Raw genomic sequence first — 19220 nt, forward strand, 5'->3', positions numbered from 1 at the left:
TGCGCACCCGCGTATGACACGGGTCGTGTTACCCCGGGTTACCGCACATGACGGGTGGTGTCGTCACGTGACGTCATCACTCGCGCGGCGGCATCCGACTTCTCTAGCGTGATCGTCGTTCCACCCCGTCACCGCACCCAGGAGGTCTGCATGAACCGTCGCATCGTCCGCGCTACAGCCGTCGCACTGCCGCTCGTCATGATGGCTGGCCTGGCCGCATGCTCGTCGTCACCGGCCCCCGCCGACGTCGCCGCCTCCGACGGTGAACCGGTCACGGGCGGAACGCTCACCTACCTCGAGCACCAGACGTACACGAACCTGTACCCGCCGCAGGCGGGTTTCTACCCGAACGGCGGCATCGTGGGCAACATCGCCGCACGGTTGACCTGGCAGGACCCCGAGACGCTCGAGATCGAGCCGTGGGTCGCCAGTGGTTGGGAGGTGAACGCCGACGCCACCGAGTACACCTTCGACCTGCGTGATGACGTCACCTTCTCGGACGGCACGCCCGTCGACGCCGCCGCCGTGAAGAAGAACTTCGACACGTACGGCCTCGGCGACGCCGACCGCGGGCTGACCGTGTCAGAGGCGATCAACAACTACGCGAGCAGTGAGGTGATCGACGACGACACCGTCGTCTTCCGCTTCTCGGCCCCGTCGCCCGGCTTCCTGCAGGCGACGTCGACGATCAACTCGGGACTGCTCTCGCCCGAGACTCTCGACGGCACCATCGAGGACTTCGGCGCCGGCAACGCCGAAGACATCATCGGTGCCGGTCCCTTCACCATCGGCGGCGAGAAGCTCGGCACCGAGTACACCCTCACGGCCCGCGAGGACTACGACTGGGCGCCCGAGAGCGTGCCGAACCAGGGCCGCGCGTACCTCGACGCCGTCCGCGTCATCGTCACCCCCGAGGACTCCGTGCGCATCGGATCGCTGCTCTCGGGCCAGGCCGATTACGTGCGCTACGTGCAGGCCTTCGACGAGGCACGGGTCGCCCAGGCCGGAATCGAGCTGTACGCACCGCAGACCCGCGGGGTCAACAACAACCTCTCGCTGCGGTTCACCAACCCGCTGCTCTCCGACATCCGGGTGCGGCAGGCGCTCGTGGCGGCGACGGACGCCCAAGAGGTCGTCGACACGCTCTTCAGCGAGAACTACCCCGTGGCGACCTCGGCGCTGTCGTCGTCTGCGACGGGGTACAAGGACGAATCGGCGCACTACGTCCACGACGAGAAGAAGGCGGCCGAACTACTTGACGCCGCAGGGTGGGAGCCGGGCGCGGACGGCATCCGCGAGAAGGACGGCGAACGGCTGGCACTGACCATCTTCGAGTCCAAGCCGCAGCCGCAGTCCAAGCAGACGCTCGAACTGGTCGCGCAGCAGTGGCGGGCCGTCGGCGTCGAGCTCAACGTCAAGCCCGGCGACGCCGGCAGCCGCGCCGCCGACATCCTCGACCCGCTCAAGACGCCTGTATCGCAGGACATGGTCGGCCGAAGCGACCTCGACGTGATCAAGAGCGAGTACCACACCGAGAACCGCAACGTGCTGCTCTCGAACGACGCCGAACTCGACCGGCTGCTGGAGGTGGTGGCCTCCGAAGCCGACACCGACAAGCGCATCGCCGCTTCGCAGGCGGTACAGGACTACCTCGCCGAGCAGGCCTACGTGATCCCGCTGTTCGAAGAGCCCCAGGTCTACGGTGCGGCACCCCACGTGCGTGGCATCGACTACGAATCGGTCGGGCGCCCCTCGTTCTTCGGCGTGTGGCTCCAGGAGCACTGATGCCCTTCCTGCTTCGGCGGGCCGGACAGGCGGCGATCGTTCTGATCGCCGCCTTCACGGCCACGTTCTTCCTGCTGCAGCTCCTGCCCGGCGATGCCGTGCTGATCAAGTTCACCGACCCGAGCCTCGGGTTGTCCGCGGCGCAGATCGACGACATCCGGGCCACGTACGGCGCGGACCTGCCGTGGTGGCAGCAGTACCTGCACGCGCTCGGCGGGTTCCTCGTCGGCGACTTCGGGTACTCGACCCAGTACGGCACCCCCGTTGCGGCGATGCTCGCCGAAGCGCTGCCGCAGACGCTGCTGCTGGCGGGCCTCGGTCTGGTGCTCGCGGTTCTGCTGGCGGTCGCCATCGCGGCGCTGTCGACGCTTGCACCGTTCGGCTGGCTGCGTAACGCGATCCGACAGGCGCCGGCGCTGTTCGTCGCCGTACCGGTGTTCTGGCTCGGCATCCTGCTCATCCAGGTGTTCTCGTTCGGACTCGGCTGGGTGCCCGTGATCGGCGCCGACCCGGCCGCCGCCCTCATCCTGCCCGTGCTCACCCTGGCGGTGCCGATCTCCGCACCCCTTGCACAGGTGCTGGTGCGCTCGATCGATCAGGTGCAGTCCGCGCCGTTCATCGCCGTGGTGCGCGCCAAGGGCGCCTCGCCTGTGTGGGTGCTCACCCGGTCGGTCGCACGCAACGCGAGTCTGCCCGCACTGACCATCGCCGGCGTGCTGTTCGGTGAGTTGATCGGTGGTGCCGTGGTCACCGAGACGGTGTTCGGGCGCACCGGCATCGGGCGACTGACCGAACAGGCCGTCACCAACCAGGACATCCCGGTGCTGCAGGCGATCGTGCTGCTGTCGGCACTCGGCTTCGTGATCGTCAGCCTCGCCGTCGACCTCATCGCCCCCGTGATCGACCCGCGCCTGCGCCCGCCCGCGCGGCGCGCGTCGCCGGCCGCAGCGGTGACGGCGCGCACCCAGGAGGTGATCGCATGAGCGCCCCCGTGCTGCACACGTCCGAGAGCGCGGAACCGAACGCGACCCGCGGCCGCAACGAGCAGGCGGATGCCACCGTGAACGCCGCGTCCGTAGCATCCGATGCGCCCCGCCGGCGGCGCCGGGTGCCGTCGCCGACGTTGGTCCTCGCGATCGCCGTCGTCTCGATCGCCGTGCTGTGGGCGATCGTGCCGGGTGTCTTCGCCCCCGGGGACCCCCTCAGCGGGGTGCCGGCGCAGAAACTGCTGCCGCCGAGCGCCGAACACTGGTTCGGCACCGACATCCTCGGGCGAGACCTGTACGGCCGCGTCGTCCACGGTGCCGTGCAGTCGCTCTCGGGCGCACTGATCGCCGTGACCGTCGGCCTGACTCTCGGCGGCATCATCGGCCTGCTCGCCGGCACCATCGGCGGACTCCTCGACGACATCCTCATGCGCATCGTCGACGTGCTGCTCGCGATCCCCGGCCTTCTGCTGTCGCTGTCGGTGATCATCCTGCTCGGGTTCGGCACCGTGAACGCCGCGCTCGCCGTGGGCCTCGGCAGCGTGGCGGTGTTTGCACGGCTGATGAGATCCGAGGTCGTCAGGGTGCGTCGCACAGACTACGTCGAAGCCGCCCTCGGCAGCGGCGCCACACTCCTCACCGTGCTGCGCCGGCACGTGCTGCCCAACTCGCTCACACCGGTGCTGGCCCTGGCCGCACTGCAGTTCGGCACGGCGATCCTCGCGATCGCCACGCTGGGCTTCCTCGGCTACGGCGCCCCGCCGCCGACCCCCGAATGGGGGCTGCTCATCGCCGAGGGACGCAACTACGTCGCCACCTCGTGGTGGCTCACCGCGCTGCCGGGACTTGTCGTGGTGGCCGTCGTGCTCAGTGCCAATCGGATCAGCCACGGCCTGGGAAGGAACGCCTCATGAGCGTGCTCACCATCGATGGGCTCCGGGTGTCGTACGCGGCCCCCGAAGGACGACGTGCGGTCGTGCACGGTGTCTCGCTCGAGATCGGCGAGGGAGAGACCCTCGCCCTCGTCGGCGAATCCGGGTCGGGCAAGTCGACCACCGCGCAGGCCGTGCTCGGCCTGCTACCGCACGGCGGACGGACGGACAGCGGCCGGGTGCTGCTGGGCGGGCTCGATATCTCGGGCTGGTCCGAACGGGCCCTGCGCACGATCCGCGGCACCCAGGTGGGCTTCGTGCCCCAGGACCCCGTGACCTCGCTCGATCCCGTGCGCACGATCGGCGCGCAGGTCGGCGAGGCGCTGCGGCTGCACGGCCACCGTGACCGCAGGGCACGTCAGGCCCGCGTGATCGAACTGCTCGACCGCGTGGGCATCGACGACCCCGACCTGCGCGCCAGGCAGTACCCGCACGAGCTGTCGGGCGGCATGCGGCAACGCGTGCTCATCGCCAGCGCCGTCGCGCTGCGCCCACGGCTGCTGATCGCCGACGAGCCCACCAGTGCGCTCGACGCGACCGTGCAGCGCCGCGTGCTCGACCTGATGGACGAGCTGCGGACGCAGGAGGGCACCAGCATCCTGCTCGTGACCCACGACCTCGGTGTCGCCGCCGACCACGCGCAGCACCTCGTCGTGCTGCAGGGCGGTCGTGTCGTCGAGCAGGGGAGGAGCGCCGAGGTGCTCAGCGCCCCGGCCGACGGCTACACGCGTCAGCTGCTCGCCGACGCCCCGGCGTTCGCCAGTGGATTCCGCAACGCGCAGGCGCCGAACTTCCTGCGCGACGCGGCCGTGGCCGCGGCAGAGAACCCGAATGCGATCACCGCGACGGGGCTCGTGAAGAGCTTCGAGAGCCGCGGGCGAGCGCCTTTCCGCGCCGTCGACGACGTGTCGTTCCGCGTGCGCAAGGGCACCACGCACGCGCTGGTCGGGGAGTCCGGTTCGGGCAAGACGACTACGGCGCGACTGATCACCCGCTTCCAGCATCCGGATGCCGGTGCCATCACGATTGACGGGACCGACGTCACCCACGCCGCGGGCAAGGACCTGCGCGCGCTCCGCCGCCGCATCCAACTCGTCTACCAGAACCCGTTCGCCTCACTGGATCCGCGCCAGCGGATCGAGGACATCGTGGCCGAGCCGCTGGTCAACTTCCGCATCGGCACGAAGGCGGAACGGCGCGACCGCGCCGTCGACCTGCTCGAGCGGGTCGCGCTGCCCTCCGATGTCGCGCGGCGCACGCCCCGCGAGCTCTCGGGAGGGCAACGACAGCGCGTCGCCATCGCCCGCGCGCTCGCGATCGATCCCGACATCATCGTGCTCGACGAAGCGGTGTCGGCGTTGGACGTGACCGTGCAGGCACGCATCCTCGAACTGCTCGCCTCGCTGCAGTCCGAACTCGGCCTCACCTACCTGTTCATCTCGCACGACCTCGCCGTCGTGCGCGGCATCAGTTACACCGTCTCGGTGATGCGGCACGGACGCATCGTCGAGGACGGCCCCACTCAGCGGATCTTCGAAGACCCGCAGCACGACTACACCCGGGAACTGCTCGCGGCGGTTCCCGGCCGATCGGAGGTACACGCATGACCGCCCCCACACTCGGGTTCTTCACGCGGCTGCTCGACGACGCCGCGCCACGACAGCGCTACACCTACGCGCTGGAGCAGATCCAGCGCGCCGAACGACACGGCATCGGCCGCGCCTGGGTGGCGCAGCACCACTTCCACGCGGCCGAAGGCGGACTGCCGTCGCCGTTGGTGTTCCTCGCCCACGCCGCAGCGCACACCTCGCGCATCCGCCTGGGTACCGGCATCATCACGCTGCCGATCGAAGACCCGGTGCGCGTCGCCGAGGACGCCGTGGTCGCCGACCTGCTCTCGGACGGACGCCTCGACCTGGGACTCGGCAGCGGGGGAACGCCCACGTCATTCCCACCCTTCGGGCAGGACGTGCGCGACAAGACCGCCGTCTACGACGGCAAGCTCGCCGCGCTGCTGAACGCGCTGCGCGGTGGTGACGTCGGCGCCGGCAACGCCCTGTATCCGGATGCCGCAGAGCTAGCCGACCGCATCTGGCAGGCCACCTTCTCGTCGTTCGGCGGACACCGCGCCGGCGAACACGGGCACGGACTGCTGCTCTCGCGCACCCAGCCCCGCCGCGGTGTCGACCCCTACACCCCGCTCGCGCAGGTGCAGGATCCGATCATCGACGAGTACCTCGCGGCGCTGCCGGAAGGGGCGACGCCCCGCATCACCGCGTCACGCACCGTGTTCGTCGCCGACGACCGCGCCGAGGCCCTGCGCTTCGCCGAGGTCGGCCTACGGCGCGGAGCTGAGAGCCTGCGCCGGCAAGGTCAGGAGTTCCCCGACGACTCGCTCGAAGCGCTCATCACGCTCACCGACACGCACTTGGGCACCCCCGACGAAGTGGCAGCCTCGCTCGCCCAGGACCGCACCCTCGACCGCGCCACCGAGGTGGCCTTCCAGGTGCACTCCGTCGACGCCCCGCATGAGCACGTGCTGCGGTCGATCGAACTGATCGCCGACGAGGTTGCGCCCGCACTCGGGTGGAGCACCGGGCTGCAGACCGTGGGCGCACACGATGAGGAGGCCGGCGCATGACACTCGATGTGGTCGACACCATCGCGGGCACCTCACCCGCCGTCGTCGCGCTGCGCGCCCGCCGTCCGCAGACCCGCGCGCAGCTGCAGGCGAGTTTCGACGCCCTGTTCTCACCGGTGTCGACGGCGCATGTCACGCAGCTCGAGCGCGAGCTCGTGGCCGCGTTCGCCACGCGCCTGACCGGTGTGGATCGCACCTCGTCGTTCTACGCCGCGCGAGCGCTCGCCGCCGATGCCGCCGTCGCCAGGATCGTGATCGACCAGGCGGTTCACGCGACGACCACGGGGCCGTTCGGCTCGTACATCGAGGTCGGTCTGCAGGGGGAGAACACCGACGGAGAACGGTACGCACCGGGCCCGGACGTCGTGCACGCGCTTGGCGGTCGGCTGGCCGCCGCGCTCGCGCACACGCACCTGCTGGTGTACCGCCCGCGCGAAGCCGGCGCCGACGATCTCGATCGGCTGCTGCAGGCCGGTTGGGACGAGAACGGCATCGTCACGCTGTCGCAGCTCGTGGCATTCCTGGCGTTTCAGCAGCGGGTGGTGTCGGGACTGCGGGCACTCGACGCCGTCGGTGTCGGCATCGTCACCGATTCAGACGAGGAGGATGCCGCATGACCGGCACACTGACCGACGACCGTCCGCACCCCGAACGGTTCACCCGCGCCGAGGTCGGCTGGACGCCGCACATCGCGCCGCTGGCCGAGGACGAGCTGACCGAGCGGCACCTCGACGGTCTGGTCGATGCCGCGCGCGCCAAGAACGAGTACTTCCGGTTGCTCGCGCGTGACCCCGAGGTTCTGAGGGCGCGCACGCTGGTCGACAAGGACATCTTCTACAACACCGCCGAGGGGCTGCCGCGTGCCGACCGAGAACTCTCGGCCACGGCGGCGTCGCGTCACAACGGCTGCGTGTTCTGCGCGTCGGTGCACGCTCGGTTCGCCGCGCACTTCTCGAAGCGTGCCGACGATGTTGACCGGCTTCTCGATGAGGGGGTCACGGCCGATCCCGGTGAGCGGTGGGAGGCCGTCGTCTCAGCATCCGCTGCTCTCACAGACACCCCGAGCGCGTTCGGGGAACTCGACATCGCGCGTCTGCGCGAGGCGGGCCTTGATGATCTGGAGATCGCCGACGTCGTGCACGGCGCCGCGTTCTTCAACTGGGCGAACCGCCTGATGCTCTCGCTCGGACGGGCCGTCGCCCCCTGACCGGTGCTCGCGCTGCCTCTGCCTCCCTCCACGAGGGGTCAAAACATGTCGCATCCAACGCCCCACATGCCTCATTTCTTGACCCCTCGTGGAGGAAGGCGCTGCGCCCCTTCTCAAGAGGGGTCAGGAAATGTCGGGTTGAGGGGTGGGAACTGCGCGTTTCTTGACCCCTCGTGGGGCGGGGGAGGTCGTGGGGTGCGGGCGCGGGGCTCACTCGTCGTGCACAACGAAGGAGTTCGCGCGGACTGGCCCGCGGGCTGTGGAAAGCGGGCGCGGGAAGAGAATCGGATGCCAGCATCGGGCGATGCACCCCGCTCCGCTTCCGCCCGGTACCCCGCGTACATTCACCGTTGACGAAGCAGCCGCGCGCGGCATCACGCCCGGCAGGTTGCGTGCCAAGGACCTGTCGAGCCCGTTCCACGGGGCCCGAGCGCGCGTACCCCTCGAGAAGCGCGAAGCGTTGGAGCTATTGCTGAAGGTCATCCCCGACCGGGCGTTCTTGTGCGGAATCACCGCGGGTGCCGTGCTCGGCCTGCCTCTGGCGCGTGACGACGAACACGATGCCTGGGGCAGACCTCGGATCGGTGTGCCGCATGACAGCACGCGCATCCGTCGTCCACAGGTGCGTCCGCACCGGCTTGTCGTCGTCGACGAGGACATCGTCATGGTCGACGGCCTGCCGACCTTGTCGCCGCAGCGCGCCTGGATCGACCTGTCGCGCTCGCAGCCGCTCGGCCGATTCGTGGCGATCACCGACGCCCTGTTGCGCGCCTACCCGTTCGTCACCGGCGAAGAGCTCGCCGAACTCTCGGCGAGATTCGTGCGGGGCCGGGGAGCACGCCTGAGAACAAGAGCGCTGGATCTCAGCGACGTTCGTGCGGAGTCACCACGCGAGTCGATGGTGCGAGTGATCCTCGTCGAAGCCGGACTGCCACGCCCGGAGTGCAATGTCGACATCTTCGACAACGGCCGGTTCGTCGCCCGTGTGGACATGCTGTTCCCCGAGGCGAAACTGATCGTCGAGTACGACGGCGACTACCACCGCGATCCGGATCAGTGGAGTAAGGACCAGATACGCCGCGCCGAACTGGAGGCGCTCGGCTACCGGGTGACGGTCGTCACCCGTCGTGACTTCGACGATCCGACGGCGCTCGTCACTCGCATCCGACGCCTGCTGCGCGCCTGAGCGCGCCCCCTCCCACGACGCCCCCGCTCGCCCCGCCCGCGCACCCCGCGGGCGCCCCCACGCCCATGCACCCCCGCACACCCCCACGAGGGGTCAAGAACTGTCGGGTGCGGGGGCGTGAACACGACAGAATTTGACCCCTCGTGAGGAGAGGAGGTGGGGCGGGAGAGGGGAGCGGAAGAGCGCGTGAAAGCGAGAACGTCAGGGCACGAGGACGATCTTGCCGCGGGCGGCGTGCTGCTCGATCAGTTCGTGCGCGCGCGACGCCTCGGCGAGCGGCAGCTCGGGCCCCAGCTCGACCTGCAAGTCGCCGGCCTCGATGAGATTCACCGCCAGCGGCACAGCCTCGTCGCGCCACGCGAGCTCCTGCTCGGTCAACGGCACCGGGCTGCCGCCCGAGAACGCGCGGATGCCGAAGTCTGCGGCATCCGGTCCGCGCACGATCGTGGCGATGCGGTCGCGGTCGGCGACCAGCTGCAGCGAGGCCTGGATCGCCTCGTCGGTGCCGATGCAGTCCAACGCGACCGTGATGCCGTCCGGCGCCGCCTCGCGCACCCGCTCGACCAGCCCTTCGCCGTATGCGACGGGGATGGCGCCGAGGGCGCGCAGCTGCTCGAAGCGCGCGGGGCTACCGGTCGCGATCACCGTCGCGCCCCACAGTGCGGCGAACTGCACAGCGGCCTGCCCGACGGCGCCCGAGCCGGCGTGCACGAGCAGAGTGTCGCCCTGGCCGACGCCGAGCGAGCGCAGGCACTGGTAGGCCGTGCCGATCGGGATGCCAAGACTCGCGCCCTCGGCCATCGTGACGCCGTCGCTCAGCCGCACCAGCCGCGAGACCGGAACGGACAACGCGGTGGAGTAGGTACCGAGAACGTTGTTGATGGCGACGCGGTCGCCGACGGCAAAGCCGGTCACCCCGTCGCCGAGAGCGGCTACGACTCCGGCACCGTCGAAGCCCACCCGGCGCGGCTCGACGATCGGCGGCGAGGGGCGCGCGCCGCGGCGCAGTTTGGCATCGAGCGGGTTCACCCCCGCGGCCTCGATGCGCACGACGACCTCGCCCGGCGCGGCTACCGGGTCGGGGATATCGACGAGGTGAAGAACGTCAGGGGTACCGATCTCGGTGTAGACGATTGCGCGAGCCATGCCGCCAGGCTACCGATGTGGCACAGATCGGCAACTTCTCAGCGTCCGGCGGTCAGCGCTTTCATGATGCGCTGCGGCGACACCGGCTGTGCGGTGCCGAGGCGCTGGGCGAACACGCTGATGCGGTACTCCTCGAGCAGCCAGCGCACCTCGACCAGCGCGGCGGGTGCGTCGGCCGGCAGCGGGATCGTGCCGCCCGCGTCTTCGAAGACCTTCTGCATGCGTTCGTACTCGGTCATGCGCGTGCGGTCCTTGCCCGGCTCGTTCGACAGCGTCTTGAGCCGGTCTAGCATGCCGTCGAGGTAGCGCGGCAGGTGGCTGAGCCGCTCGACTCCGGTCGACGAGATGAAGCCGGGCCGGATCAACCCCGCCAGCTGGGTGCGGATGTCGTTCAGCGGACCGAGCAGAGCCAGCGAATTCTGTGCTTTGATGCCGCGTTCGACGTCGCGACTCTTGGTGAGGATGCGGGCGACCAGCGATACGCAGGCGAACAGGCTGTCGACCAGTTCGGCGTTCACCGCATCGCGGACGCGCGTGTACTCGGCCTGGTTGCGTGTCACACCGCCCGGCAGGTGCTGCTCGATCAGGGCGCGCACGACCGCAACGCGGGAGTCTTCGATCAACGCCGCAACCGACGCATACGGTGACGCGGCCAGTGCCAGCTTCTCGGGTGCGGTGAGGTGGCTCTGCACGTACGACGCGGGGGAGGGCAGGTTCAGCAGCACCAGGCGCAGCACGCCCTCGCGGGTGGCTGCTGTCGCAGCATCCGCCGTCGCCTCGACCCGCACCGACACGGATGCGCCGCGGTCGATGACCGCGGGGTACCCGCGCACGGTGCCGCCGGCGACTTTCGTGTCGAGTACGTCGGGCAGGTCGCCGAAGGTCCAGTCGGTGAGGTCGTCGCGCTCGATCGGAGCGCGGACGGATGCTGCCGCGACGGCCTTCGCATCGTGCGCGGAGCCCGCACGCGGCGCGGGCCGCTGCAGCGACCGTGTGACGCTCTGCCGTGAGCGGTCGGACAGCTTCTGCTGCAACTCACCCAGGTCACGGGCCGAGCCCGCTACCCGCCCGCGTTCGTCGACGGCGCGGAAGTTCATCTGCAGGTGCCCGGGCACACGGGTGTCATCGAAGTCGGCGGCGCTGACGGGCTGGTTCGCGAGGGGCTGAATGAGTCGCGCAAGAGCCTCTTTCAGCGACCGCGTCGGCGTGCCCAGGTGGTGTTCGGGTGCCTCGGCGGCGAGCTCGGCGCCGAACTTCTCGGCCCAGTCGGCCGCGGGCACGACGTGCCGCCGGATGGCCTTCGGCAGCGCGCGCAGCAGCGCGGTGATCAGCTCGGCGCGCAGTCCTGGCACCTGCCAGTCGAAGCCGGTGTCGCGGATCTGTTGCAGCAGTGCCAGGGGCACGACGACGCTCACGCCGTCATCGGCGGCGCCGGGCTCGAAGCGGTACGCGAGTCCGAGCACCTGATCGCCCTGCGTCCACCGCGTGGGGAACTCGCCCTGGTCGGTCCGCCCGTCATCGTCGAGCAGGTCGCTCTCGCGCATCACCAGTAGCTTCGGGGTGGATGCCAGCGCTTCGCGCCACCACTTCTCGAAGGAGCGCACGTCGAACACGTCGCGGGGAATGCGCTCGTCGTAGAAGGCGTACACCGCCTCGTCTCCGGCCAGGATATCGCGGCGCCGTTCGCGCTCTTCGAGCTTCTCCAGACGTCGCCGCAGCTCGGTGTTCGCCCGCCAGAACGCGCTGACCCGCTTGTCGATTCGGCTCGGATCCCATTCGCCCTCGACCAGGGCGTGACGCAGGAAGAGCTCACGTGCGCCGGCGCGGTCGATCCGCGCGAACTGCACGCGGCGACGCGGGATGATCTCGACTCCGAACAGCGTCACCTTCTCGAACGCGACGGCAGCACCGGCATCCTTCGACCAATGCGGTTCCGAGACCTGGCGCTTGGCGAGGTCGCCGGCGAGCGACTCCGCCCAGGCGGGGTCGATCGCGGCGACGGTGCGGGCGAAGGTGCGCGAGGTCTCGACGATCTCGGCGGCCATCACCGCCTGCGGGGACTTCTTGCGCAGACCAGAACCGGGGAAGATCGATAAGCGGATGCCACGGGATCCGCGGTACTCGGTGATGCGGCGCTTTTGCTCCTTCGACGGAGTCTTGTTCACGCCCTTCGCCGCGGTGCGCTCGTCGAGGATGCCGATCTGTGAGAGCAGGCCCGAGAGAATCGCACGATGCACGGCATCCGGATCGGCGGCCGCCTCACCCCGGTCCTGGGGCTTTGCCGTCTTCACCAGCGTGCGCAGCTGCCGGTGCACGTCGAACCACTCGCGCACGCGCACGTAGTTGAGATGCTCGGTGCGGCACATGCGGCGGAATGCGCTCGATCCCAGTTCCTTTTGCTGCTCGCGCAGGTGGTTCCACAGGTTCAGCAAGGTGAGGAAGTCGCTGGTCGGGTCGATGAAACGCGCGTGTGCGCGCTCGGCGGCCTCACGCGCCGACGGCGGCGCATCGGCGCTCGGTCGCTCACGCACATCCTGGATCGACAGGCCGGCGACGATCGGCATGACCTCGTCGATCACGCCGGTGCGGCCGGCCTCGACCAGCATCCGCGCGAATCGGGGATCCATCGGCATCCGCGAGATGTCGCGTCCGATCCGGGTCAGACGCGGTTCGGCTCCGCGGGTCGTCTCGACGGCCCCGATCTCGGTGAGCAGGTCGAACGCGGCCTTCACGCCGCGCGAGTCCGGGGGAGTGAGGAACGGGAAGGCTGCGATGTCGCCGAATCCGAGCGACAGCATCTGCAGCACGACCGAGGCCAGCGAGGTGCGCAGCACCTCGGGCTCGGTGAACTCCGGGCGGCGCTCGAAATCCTCTTCGCTGTACAGGCGGATGGCGATGCCGGAGCTGGTGCGGCCCGCGCGACCCGAGCGTTGGTTGGCGGATGCCTGCGACACGGCCTCGATGGGCAGCCGCTGCACCTTCGAGCGGGCGCTGTAGCGCGAGATGCGGGCCGTGCCGGTATCGATGACGTACTTGATGCCGGGCACTGTGAGGCTGGTCTCGGCCACGTTCGTGGCCAGGATCACTCGCCGGCGTACTCCGGCGACCTTCGACGGCTCGAACACGCGGTGCTGCTCGGTGGCAGACAGTCTGCCGAACAGCGGCAGCACCTCGATGGGCGCGGTCGCCGAGCGGTAGGCGCCGCGCACCGCGTCGGCGGCGTCGCGGATCTCGGCTTCGCCGGGCAGGAACACCAGCACGTCACCGGCCGGTTCGCGGTCGAGTTCGCGCAGTGCGGTGACGATCGCCGAGACCTCGTCGTCGGGCTCGGACTGTTCGGAACTCCGGAGATTTCTGCCCGACCGGGCCGGATTCGCGGGGGTGGGCCCGTCTTCGGCGGATTCTTCCGGAGTTGTGAGCGCGCGGTAGCGCACCTCGACCGGATATGTGCGTCCGGAGACCTCGATGATCGGTGCCGGTTCGCCGTCGGCATCCGCGAAATGGGCGGCGAAGCTCTCGGGATCGATGGTGGCCGAGGTGATGATCACCTTCAGATCCGGGCGCTCCGGCAGGATCCGGCGCAGGTACCCGAGCAGAAAGTCGACATTCAGCGAGCGTTCGTGCGCCTCATCGATGATGATCGTGTCGTAGCGGCTCAGCAGCCGGTCGCGGTGGATCTCGTTGAGCAGGATGCCGTCGGTCATCAGCGCGATGCGCGTGGACTTCGAGACCTGGTCGGTGAAGCGCACCTTGTAGCCCACGAGGTCGCCGAGCTCGACGTGCAGTTCTTCGGCGACGCGTTCTGCGATGGTGCGGGCGGCGAGGCGCCGGGGCTGGGTGTGCGCGATGTGCTCGCGGCCGAGCTCCAGGCAGATCTTCGGCAACTGGGTCGTCTTGCCCGAGCCGGTCGCGCCGGCGACGATGACGACCTGATGGTCGCGGATGGCGTCGGCGATCTCGTGCCGAGCGGCGCTGACGGGCAGCTCGGACGGATACGCGATCACCGGTGTGGACATGACCCTTCATCGTATTCCGCTTCGGCGGCGCATGTCGGTTCGTGGCGTACGCGGGTTCGGCGCCGGGAGCTGAGTACGATCTATCGGTGACCAGCACTGATCTCTCCGCCGCCGTTCCCGCTCCCGTGCGGTGGTGGCGCACATTCGGGCGCCTTCCGCGCATCATGGGCCTTGACGTGGCGCGCGCTCTGGCCCTGCTGGGAATGGTCGGTGCGCACCTCGGCGTCGGCGGCCTTGTGGACGGTCGTTCCTCGATCCTGTTCGCGGTGCTCGCGGGCGTCTCGGTCGCGCTGATGACCGGCCGCACCCAGGTGCCCGAACCGCACATGCTGCCGGTGCTGCGGCTGCGGCTTCTCGGGCGGGGTGCGGCGATCTTCGTGATCGGTGTGGCGCTTGAGGCGCTCGGCACGCCGATCGCGGTGATCCTCACGGTGTACGGCCTGCTCTACGTCGCGGCGATCCCATTCCTGCGCTGGGGCGCCACCCGGCTGCTCATCGCCGCAGGCGTGCTCGCCGTCGCGGCACCGCCCCTGCTGGCTGGACTGCACGCGGTGAATCTGTCAGCCAGCGCCCCGGGGCTGGATCTGGTGCTGTTCGGCACGTATCCGATCACGGTGTGGCTCGCGCTCATGCTGGGGGGAATGGCCCTGGGCCGTCTGCGGCTCGACCGTGTGCGCACCGCGGTGTGGATGCTGGTGGTCGGCGTTGTGCTCGCGGCCATCGGGTACGGCGTGGGGGCGCTGGCCGAGAGCCAGGGCGGGGATGACACGGCGACGGACTCGTACTCGTCGTATTCGTCGTTCTTGTACGCCGATGACGCGGATGCTGGAATGTACGGCGTCCCCGCCGAGGAGTTCGACTTTAGCGGCAAGGTCTGCGACGACTGGGGTGGCGGTGAGATCTACTGCTATGCCGACGGTGGAGACGAGATTCTCGTCGATGACGAAGGGGAACTCGGCGTCGATGAGGAACAGTCGGGGTGGGCGACCTACCCGACGCAGCTGGCCGAGATGCAGCCCGGAGTCATGATGTTCGACGCCCTCGTGGCTGTGTATCCGCACAGCGGTGGCACCGCCGAGATCGTCGGTTCGGGAGGGTTCGCGGTCGTTGTGATCGCGCTGTGCCTGCTGGTCACTCGCTGGCTGCGTTGGGTGTTGCTGCCCCTGGCCGCACTCGGCTCAATGCCCCTGACGGGTTATTCGGCACACATTCTGGTCTTCCTTGTCGTGGCGGGACCGATGGCGATGCCGTTCGACACCTCTGAATGGTGGGGGTGGTTCAGCCTGGCGATGGTCACGGCGGCGACAGCGTGGTCGATGTTCTTCGGACAGGGCCCGTTGGAGCGTCTGGTCGCACGGGCCGCGTCGGCGATGGCATCCGGTGCCCGCGCATCGCAGGGCGACACCTCGGGGGTCTCCGCACCTGCGAGTGACGCGTCCGAGGCGGCGGGCGCGCCCCGGCCGTAGGACGGCGCGACACGGTCATCCCGTGGTGACAGCGCGCGCTGTGCTCAGTACCGTCGAGGCATGACCGGTACACGGGCGCCCGCGGCGCCTGGAGTCGCGCACTGGTGGCGCTCGTTCGGCCGGCCGCAGCGCGTGATGGGTCTCGACGTGGCGCGTGCGCTCGCCATCATCGGAATGATGGGCGCGCACGTCGCCGGGATCGATGATGCGTTCGCGTTGTTCGAACCGCGCAGCTGGGCCGGTATCGTCAACGGCTACCCGTCGCTGCTGTTCGCGCTGCTCGCCGGATTCTCGATTGCGCTGATGACCCAGTGTGGCCAGGTTTCCGACGCGGAGATCGCGTCGGCGCGTCTTCGGATGCTGGGGCGCGGCGTGACGATCTTCGTGATCGGCCTGCTGCTGGAGGCCTTCGATACCGCGATCGCCATCGTGCTCACGCTGTACGGCGTGCTGTACCTGGTGCTGATCCCCGCGCTGCGCTGGCGAACGCTCTCGCTCGCGCTCTGCGCGGCGGTTCTCGGTCTGCTCGGGCCCGTATGGCTTGCCGTGCTCGCGGGGCTGCCCGAGGATGCGATGGGCCGGTGTGGGAGTTCTTGCTGCGCGGCTCGTACCCGATCACGGTGTGGCTGTTCCTCGCGCTGATCGGGATGGCGCTGGGCCGTTTGTCGCTGCACAGGTCTGCGACGGCCTGGGGTTTCGTCCTGGCAGGTTCGGTGCTGCTGGTCGCGGCGCATCTGGTGGCGCTCGTGCCGGTGTCCGACCGGCTGCTGCAGGCGGCCGTGTTCGATATCTCGCCGCATTCCGGGGCGATGGTCGAGCTCGTGGCCGCTCTGGGACTCGGGCTGCTGGTGGTCGGGGTCTGCCTGGGGGCGTCTCATCCGCTGCGTTGGCAGCTGCTGCCGGTGGCGGCTCTCGGGTCTATGCCGCTGACTGCATACACGCCCCATGTGGTGTCGTACTTCGTGATGGCGCGGCCGGATGGTCGGCTCGCCGAGTCACAGATCCTGCTCTGGTCGACAGCCATCCTGCTCGTCGCGTGCGCGCTGTGGTCGGCGCTGATCGGGCGCGGACCGCTGGAGACGCTGGCCGCGCGCGCCGGCGACGCCGCGGCGATGCTGCGCCCTTGAGAGGGTGCGCGCACACAGAGCGTTGATTCGCAAAGTACTTTGCGTTACAAAGTAGACATGACGACGACGCAAGCGCGAACCGCCGACAGGTGGACGATCGGCCTGCCGCTGCTGCGGATCGGGCTCGTCGCGGTCGCCTCGACCATCGTCTGGCTGCTGGCCGGCGCACAGCCCGAGGCGTTCCCGCCGTCGCCGTTGCTGTCATCGGTGGCGATGCTGCCGGTCAACATCGTCTGCCTCGCCGTCGTCGACCGCCTGGTACGACGGGACGGCGGCAGCCTGCGCGAGATGCTCGGCTGGCGCCGCGATCGGGTATGGCGAGATCTCGCCTGGGGTGTGCTGTGGCTGACAGTGATGTATCTGCCGTTCGTCGCGGTGATGATTGGCCTGATGGCGCTGAGGTTCGGAGCCGACGTCTTCGAGTCGTTCGAGACGGTCTTCGTCAGTGGCACGCTGCCCGAGCTGCCCGCCGCGGTCTGGGGCGTGCTCGGAGTCGTCGCCGCGCTGACGTTCGCGCCGCTGAACGCCCCGGCTGAGGAACTCGTGTACCGCGGCTACGTGCAGGGAGGGCTCGCCAAGCGGATGCCCGTGGCGCTGGCGATCACCATCCCCGCGGTCCTGTTCGGTGTGCAGCACATCTGGTACGCACCGACCCCCGACGCGGTGGTGATCTTCGTGTGCTGTTTCACCGTGTGGGGGCTCATCTCGGGGCTGATCTACCGGTGGCAGGGGCGCCTGATGCCGCTCGTGTTCGCGCACGGGCTCGTGAACCTCTTCTTCACCCTGCCCGCCCTGTTCATCCCGTTCATGATCGGAGCCTGAGTTGACCACGCCTGATGACACTTCCGATGACGATGCCGCGCTGAGCCCCGAACGGATGCTGTCGCTCGTGCACCGGCAACAGCAGCAGGTGGCCGCCCGCACCGCGGCCTTCACGCCGTGGATCCTCGCAGCGTGGGGCGTCGCCTGGCTCGCCGGTTTCCTCGTGCTGTGGGCGGATGCCCGACAGCATCCCGACGAGCCGCTGCCGTCTCTCGCAGCCGGCGTCACCTTCGCTGCCCTCCTCATCGCCGCGGGCGTGCTCTCGACGGTGCTCGGTGCGCTCTCGGGGCGAGGGCTGCGTGGCACGCACCAGGCCGCCTTCGTCGGGATCGTGTACGGCAACACCTGGTGGGTCGGCGGCATCGTGCTGTTCGTGATCGGGCAGGCGCTTGCCGCGCACGGAATGTCCGATGCGCTGCTGGTGGTCTTCTACCCGAGCGTGTTCATCTTCTTCAGCGGCATCATGTACCTGATGGCCGGGGTGATCTGGAACGCCGCCCCGATGCTGGCGCTCGGCATCTGGTCGGTCATTCTCGCGGCCGTGGGTGCCAGTCTTCAGCATCCGACAGCATTCCTCGTCTACGCGATCGCCGGAGGTGGTGCGTTCCTCGTTGTCGCCGCGTGGAGCGCCTGGTGGCGCCGCGGCGCGCGGCGCAGTCTCGCGCAGGCGGGGGCACACGGTGCCTGACCTCGACCCGGTGATACACGCACAGGCGCGGCTGCGCATCGTCGCGGCGCTGGCGACGCTCGCCGCGAGCGACTACGTCACCTTCCCGCGGCTGCAGGAACTGCTCGACATGACGGCGGGCAACCTCGCCACCCACCTGCGCAAACTCGAGGATGCCGGGTACATCGTCATCGAGAAGACACACCGGGGTCGAACGCCGGTGACGTATCTTGCACTGAGCGTGACCGGACGCCGCGCGTTCGAGGACTACACGGCGCAACTGCGCGCTCTGCTGGGCTCGAGCTGACGGTGCAACGCAGAGTTACGAAGCAGAGCTACGAAACAGTGCCGACCTGTCATGACAACCCCTAGGCTGGGGGACATGACCATCCCCACTCTCGAACTCAATGACGGACACACGATTCCCCAGCTCGGCTACGGCGTCTTCCTGGTGCCGGCAGACGACGCCGAGCGCGCGGTCAGTGACGCACTCGAGGTCGGCTACCGCCACATCGACACGGCGGCGATCTACGGCAATGAAGCCGGTGTCGGTGCGGCAATCGCCAAGAGCGGCATCCCGCGCGACGAGCTGTACGTCACCACGAAGCTGTGGAACGACCGGCACGACGGCGACGAGCCGCGCAAGGCCATCGCCGAGAGCCTCGACAAGCTCGGGCTCGACCAGGTCGATCTCTACCTGGTGCACTGGCCCACTCCGGCGCACGACAACTACGTGCACGCGTTCGCGAAACTGATCGAACTGCGCGAGGCGGGCCTGACCAAGAGCATCGGCGTCTCGAACCACCTCGTCGAGCACCTCGAGCGCGTCGTTGCCGAGACCGGCGTCGTGCCCGCCGTGAACCAGATCGAGCTGCATCCCGCCTATCAGCAGCGCGAGGTCGTCGCGTGGGGTGCTCAGCACGGCATCCGCACCGAGTCGTGGGGTCCGCTCGGGCAGGGCAAGTACGACCTGTTCGGAACCGCCCCGGTGGCGGGGGCCGCCTCTGCGCACGGTAAGTCGCCCGCCCAGGTCGTGCTGCGCTGGCACCTGCAGAAGGACTTCATCGTCTTCCCGAAGTCGGTGCGTCTCGAGCGCCTGCGTGAGAACCTCGACGTGTTCGACTTCACGCTGACCGATGCCGAGATGGCGGCGATTGATGCCCTCGACCCGCTCGACGGTTCCGGCCGGGTGGGCACGCACCCGAACGAGTTCAACTGAGCACACCGCCGACACCCCCA

At 69.2% G+C, this 19220-nt stretch carries 17 protein-coding genes; 15 read left to right on the top strand and 2 right to left on the bottom strand.

The window, feature by feature from the left end; genetic code table 11:
• Window positions 1-150 precede the first annotated feature (150 nt).
• The 8 genes from JF543_RS13110 (at window position 151) to JF543_RS13145 (ending at window position 8737) form a co-directional block, all read left to right on the top strand.
• On the top strand, window positions 151-1785 hold the full coding sequence (locus tag JF543_RS13110; protein WP_206824709.1) for a TIGR04028 family ABC transporter substrate-binding protein: 1635 nt from the start codon (window positions 151-153) through the stop codon (window positions 1783-1785).
• Window positions 1785-2768 (top strand): ABC transporter permease, encoded by a 984-nt coding sequence (locus JF543_RS13115; protein WP_206824712.1) that lies wholly within the window; start codon window positions 1785-1787, stop codon window positions 2766-2768. Before JF543_RS13110 ends, JF543_RS13115 begins: the two co-directional genes overlap by 1 nt.
• Window positions 2765-3685 carry an ABC transporter permease gene (locus JF543_RS13120; RefSeq protein WP_206824714.1) on the top strand — a complete coding sequence of 307 codons (921 nt, stop codon included), beginning with the start codon at window positions 2765-2767 and terminating at the stop codon, window positions 3683-3685. The genes JF543_RS13115 and JF543_RS13120 overlap by 4 nt, the downstream gene beginning before the upstream one ends.
• Complete coding sequence (locus tag JF543_RS13125) at window positions 3682-5310, top strand: dipeptide ABC transporter ATP-binding protein (protein ID WP_206824716.1); 1629 nt, start codon at window positions 3682-3684, stop codon at window positions 5308-5310. The genes JF543_RS13120 and JF543_RS13125 overlap by 4 nt, the downstream gene beginning before the upstream one ends.
• Window positions 5307-6344, top strand: a complete 1038-nt coding sequence (locus JF543_RS13130) for a putative FMN-dependent luciferase-like monooxygenase (RefSeq protein ID WP_206824718.1) — start codon at window positions 5307-5309, stop codon at window positions 6342-6344. Before JF543_RS13125 ends, JF543_RS13130 begins: the two co-directional genes overlap by 4 nt.
• The gene (locus tag JF543_RS13135) at window positions 6341-6961 is read left to right on the top strand and encodes a CMD domain protein (protein WP_206824720.1); all 621 of its coding nucleotides are present in this window, start codon (window positions 6341-6343) and stop codon (window positions 6959-6961) included. The genes JF543_RS13130 and JF543_RS13135 overlap by 4 nt, the downstream gene beginning before the upstream one ends.
• The gene (locus tag JF543_RS13140; protein ID WP_206824722.1) at window positions 6958-7551 is read left to right on the top strand and encodes an alkylhydroperoxidase domain protein; all 594 of its coding nucleotides are present in this window, start codon (window positions 6958-6960) and stop codon (window positions 7549-7551) included. Before JF543_RS13135 ends, JF543_RS13140 begins: the two co-directional genes overlap by 4 nt.
• Before the next feature lie 304 nt (window positions 7552-7855).
• A complete protein-coding gene (locus tag JF543_RS13145) occupies window positions 7856-8737 on the top strand; it encodes an endonuclease domain-containing protein (protein WP_206824724.1) in 882 nt (293 codons plus the stop codon).
• Window positions 8738-8938: 201 nt separating this feature from the next.
• Here the strand turns inward: JF543_RS13145 and JF543_RS13150 are convergent, their stop codons facing one another.
• Window positions 8939-9883 carry a quinone oxidoreductase family protein gene (locus JF543_RS13150; protein ID WP_206824726.1) on the bottom strand — a complete coding sequence of 315 codons (945 nt, stop codon included), beginning with the start codon at window positions 9881-9883 and terminating at the stop codon, window positions 8939-8941.
• Between the two features lie 38 nt (window positions 9884-9921).
• Window positions 9922-13899, bottom strand: a complete 3978-nt coding sequence (hrpA, locus tag JF543_RS13155; protein ID WP_206824730.1) for an ATP-dependent RNA helicase HrpA — start codon at window positions 13897-13899, stop codon at window positions 9922-9924.
• 86 nt (window positions 13900-13985) lie between these two features.
• Between hrpA and JF543_RS13160 the strand changes: the two genes are divergently transcribed.
• The 7 genes from JF543_RS13160 to JF543_RS13190 all read left to right on the top strand — a co-directional run bounded on the left by JF543_RS13160 (window position 13986) and on the right by JF543_RS13190 (window position 19200).
• A complete protein-coding gene (locus JF543_RS13160) occupies window positions 13986-15365 on the top strand; it encodes a hypothetical protein (RefSeq protein WP_206824731.1) in 1380 nt (459 codons plus the stop codon).
• A 60-nt stretch (window positions 15366-15425) separates the two neighbouring features.
• Window positions 15426-16007: a heparan-alpha-glucosaminide N-acetyltransferase domain-containing protein gene (locus tag JF543_RS13165; RefSeq protein WP_206824733.1), complete on the top strand. Its 582-nt coding sequence runs from the start codon at window positions 15426-15428 to the stop codon at window positions 16005-16007.
• Window positions 15947-16492, top strand: a complete 546-nt coding sequence (locus tag JF543_RS13170) for a hypothetical protein (RefSeq protein ID WP_206824735.1) — start codon at window positions 15947-15949, stop codon at window positions 16490-16492. Before JF543_RS13165 ends, JF543_RS13170 begins: the two co-directional genes overlap by 61 nt.
• Before the next feature lie 57 nt (window positions 16493-16549).
• Complete coding sequence (locus JF543_RS13175) at window positions 16550-17314, top strand: CPBP family intramembrane glutamic endopeptidase (protein ID WP_206824737.1); 765 nt, start codon at window positions 16550-16552, stop codon at window positions 17312-17314.
• A gap of 1 nt (window position 17315) precedes the next feature.
• Window positions 17316-18002: a hypothetical protein gene (locus tag JF543_RS13180; RefSeq protein ID WP_206824740.1), complete on the top strand. Its 687-nt coding sequence runs from the start codon at window positions 17316-17318 to the stop codon at window positions 18000-18002.
• Window positions 17995-18288: a transcriptional regulator gene (locus tag JF543_RS13185; RefSeq protein WP_206551688.1), complete on the top strand. Its 294-nt coding sequence runs from the start codon at window positions 17995-17997 to the stop codon at window positions 18286-18288. Before JF543_RS13180 ends, JF543_RS13185 begins: the two co-directional genes overlap by 8 nt.
• A 75-nt stretch (window positions 18289-18363) precedes the next feature.
• Window positions 18364-19200, top strand: coding sequence for an aldo/keto reductase (locus tag JF543_RS13190; protein ID WP_206824747.1), 837 nt, complete (start codon window positions 18364-18366; stop codon window positions 19198-19200).
• The last annotated feature ends 20 nt before the right edge of the window (window positions 19201-19220 follow it).

It is taken from the genome of Microbacterium esteraromaticum, assembly GCF_017303215.1.
GTDB classification, from domain to species: Bacteria; Actinomycetota; Actinomycetes; order Actinomycetales; family Microbacteriaceae; genus Microbacterium; species Microbacterium esteraromaticum_C.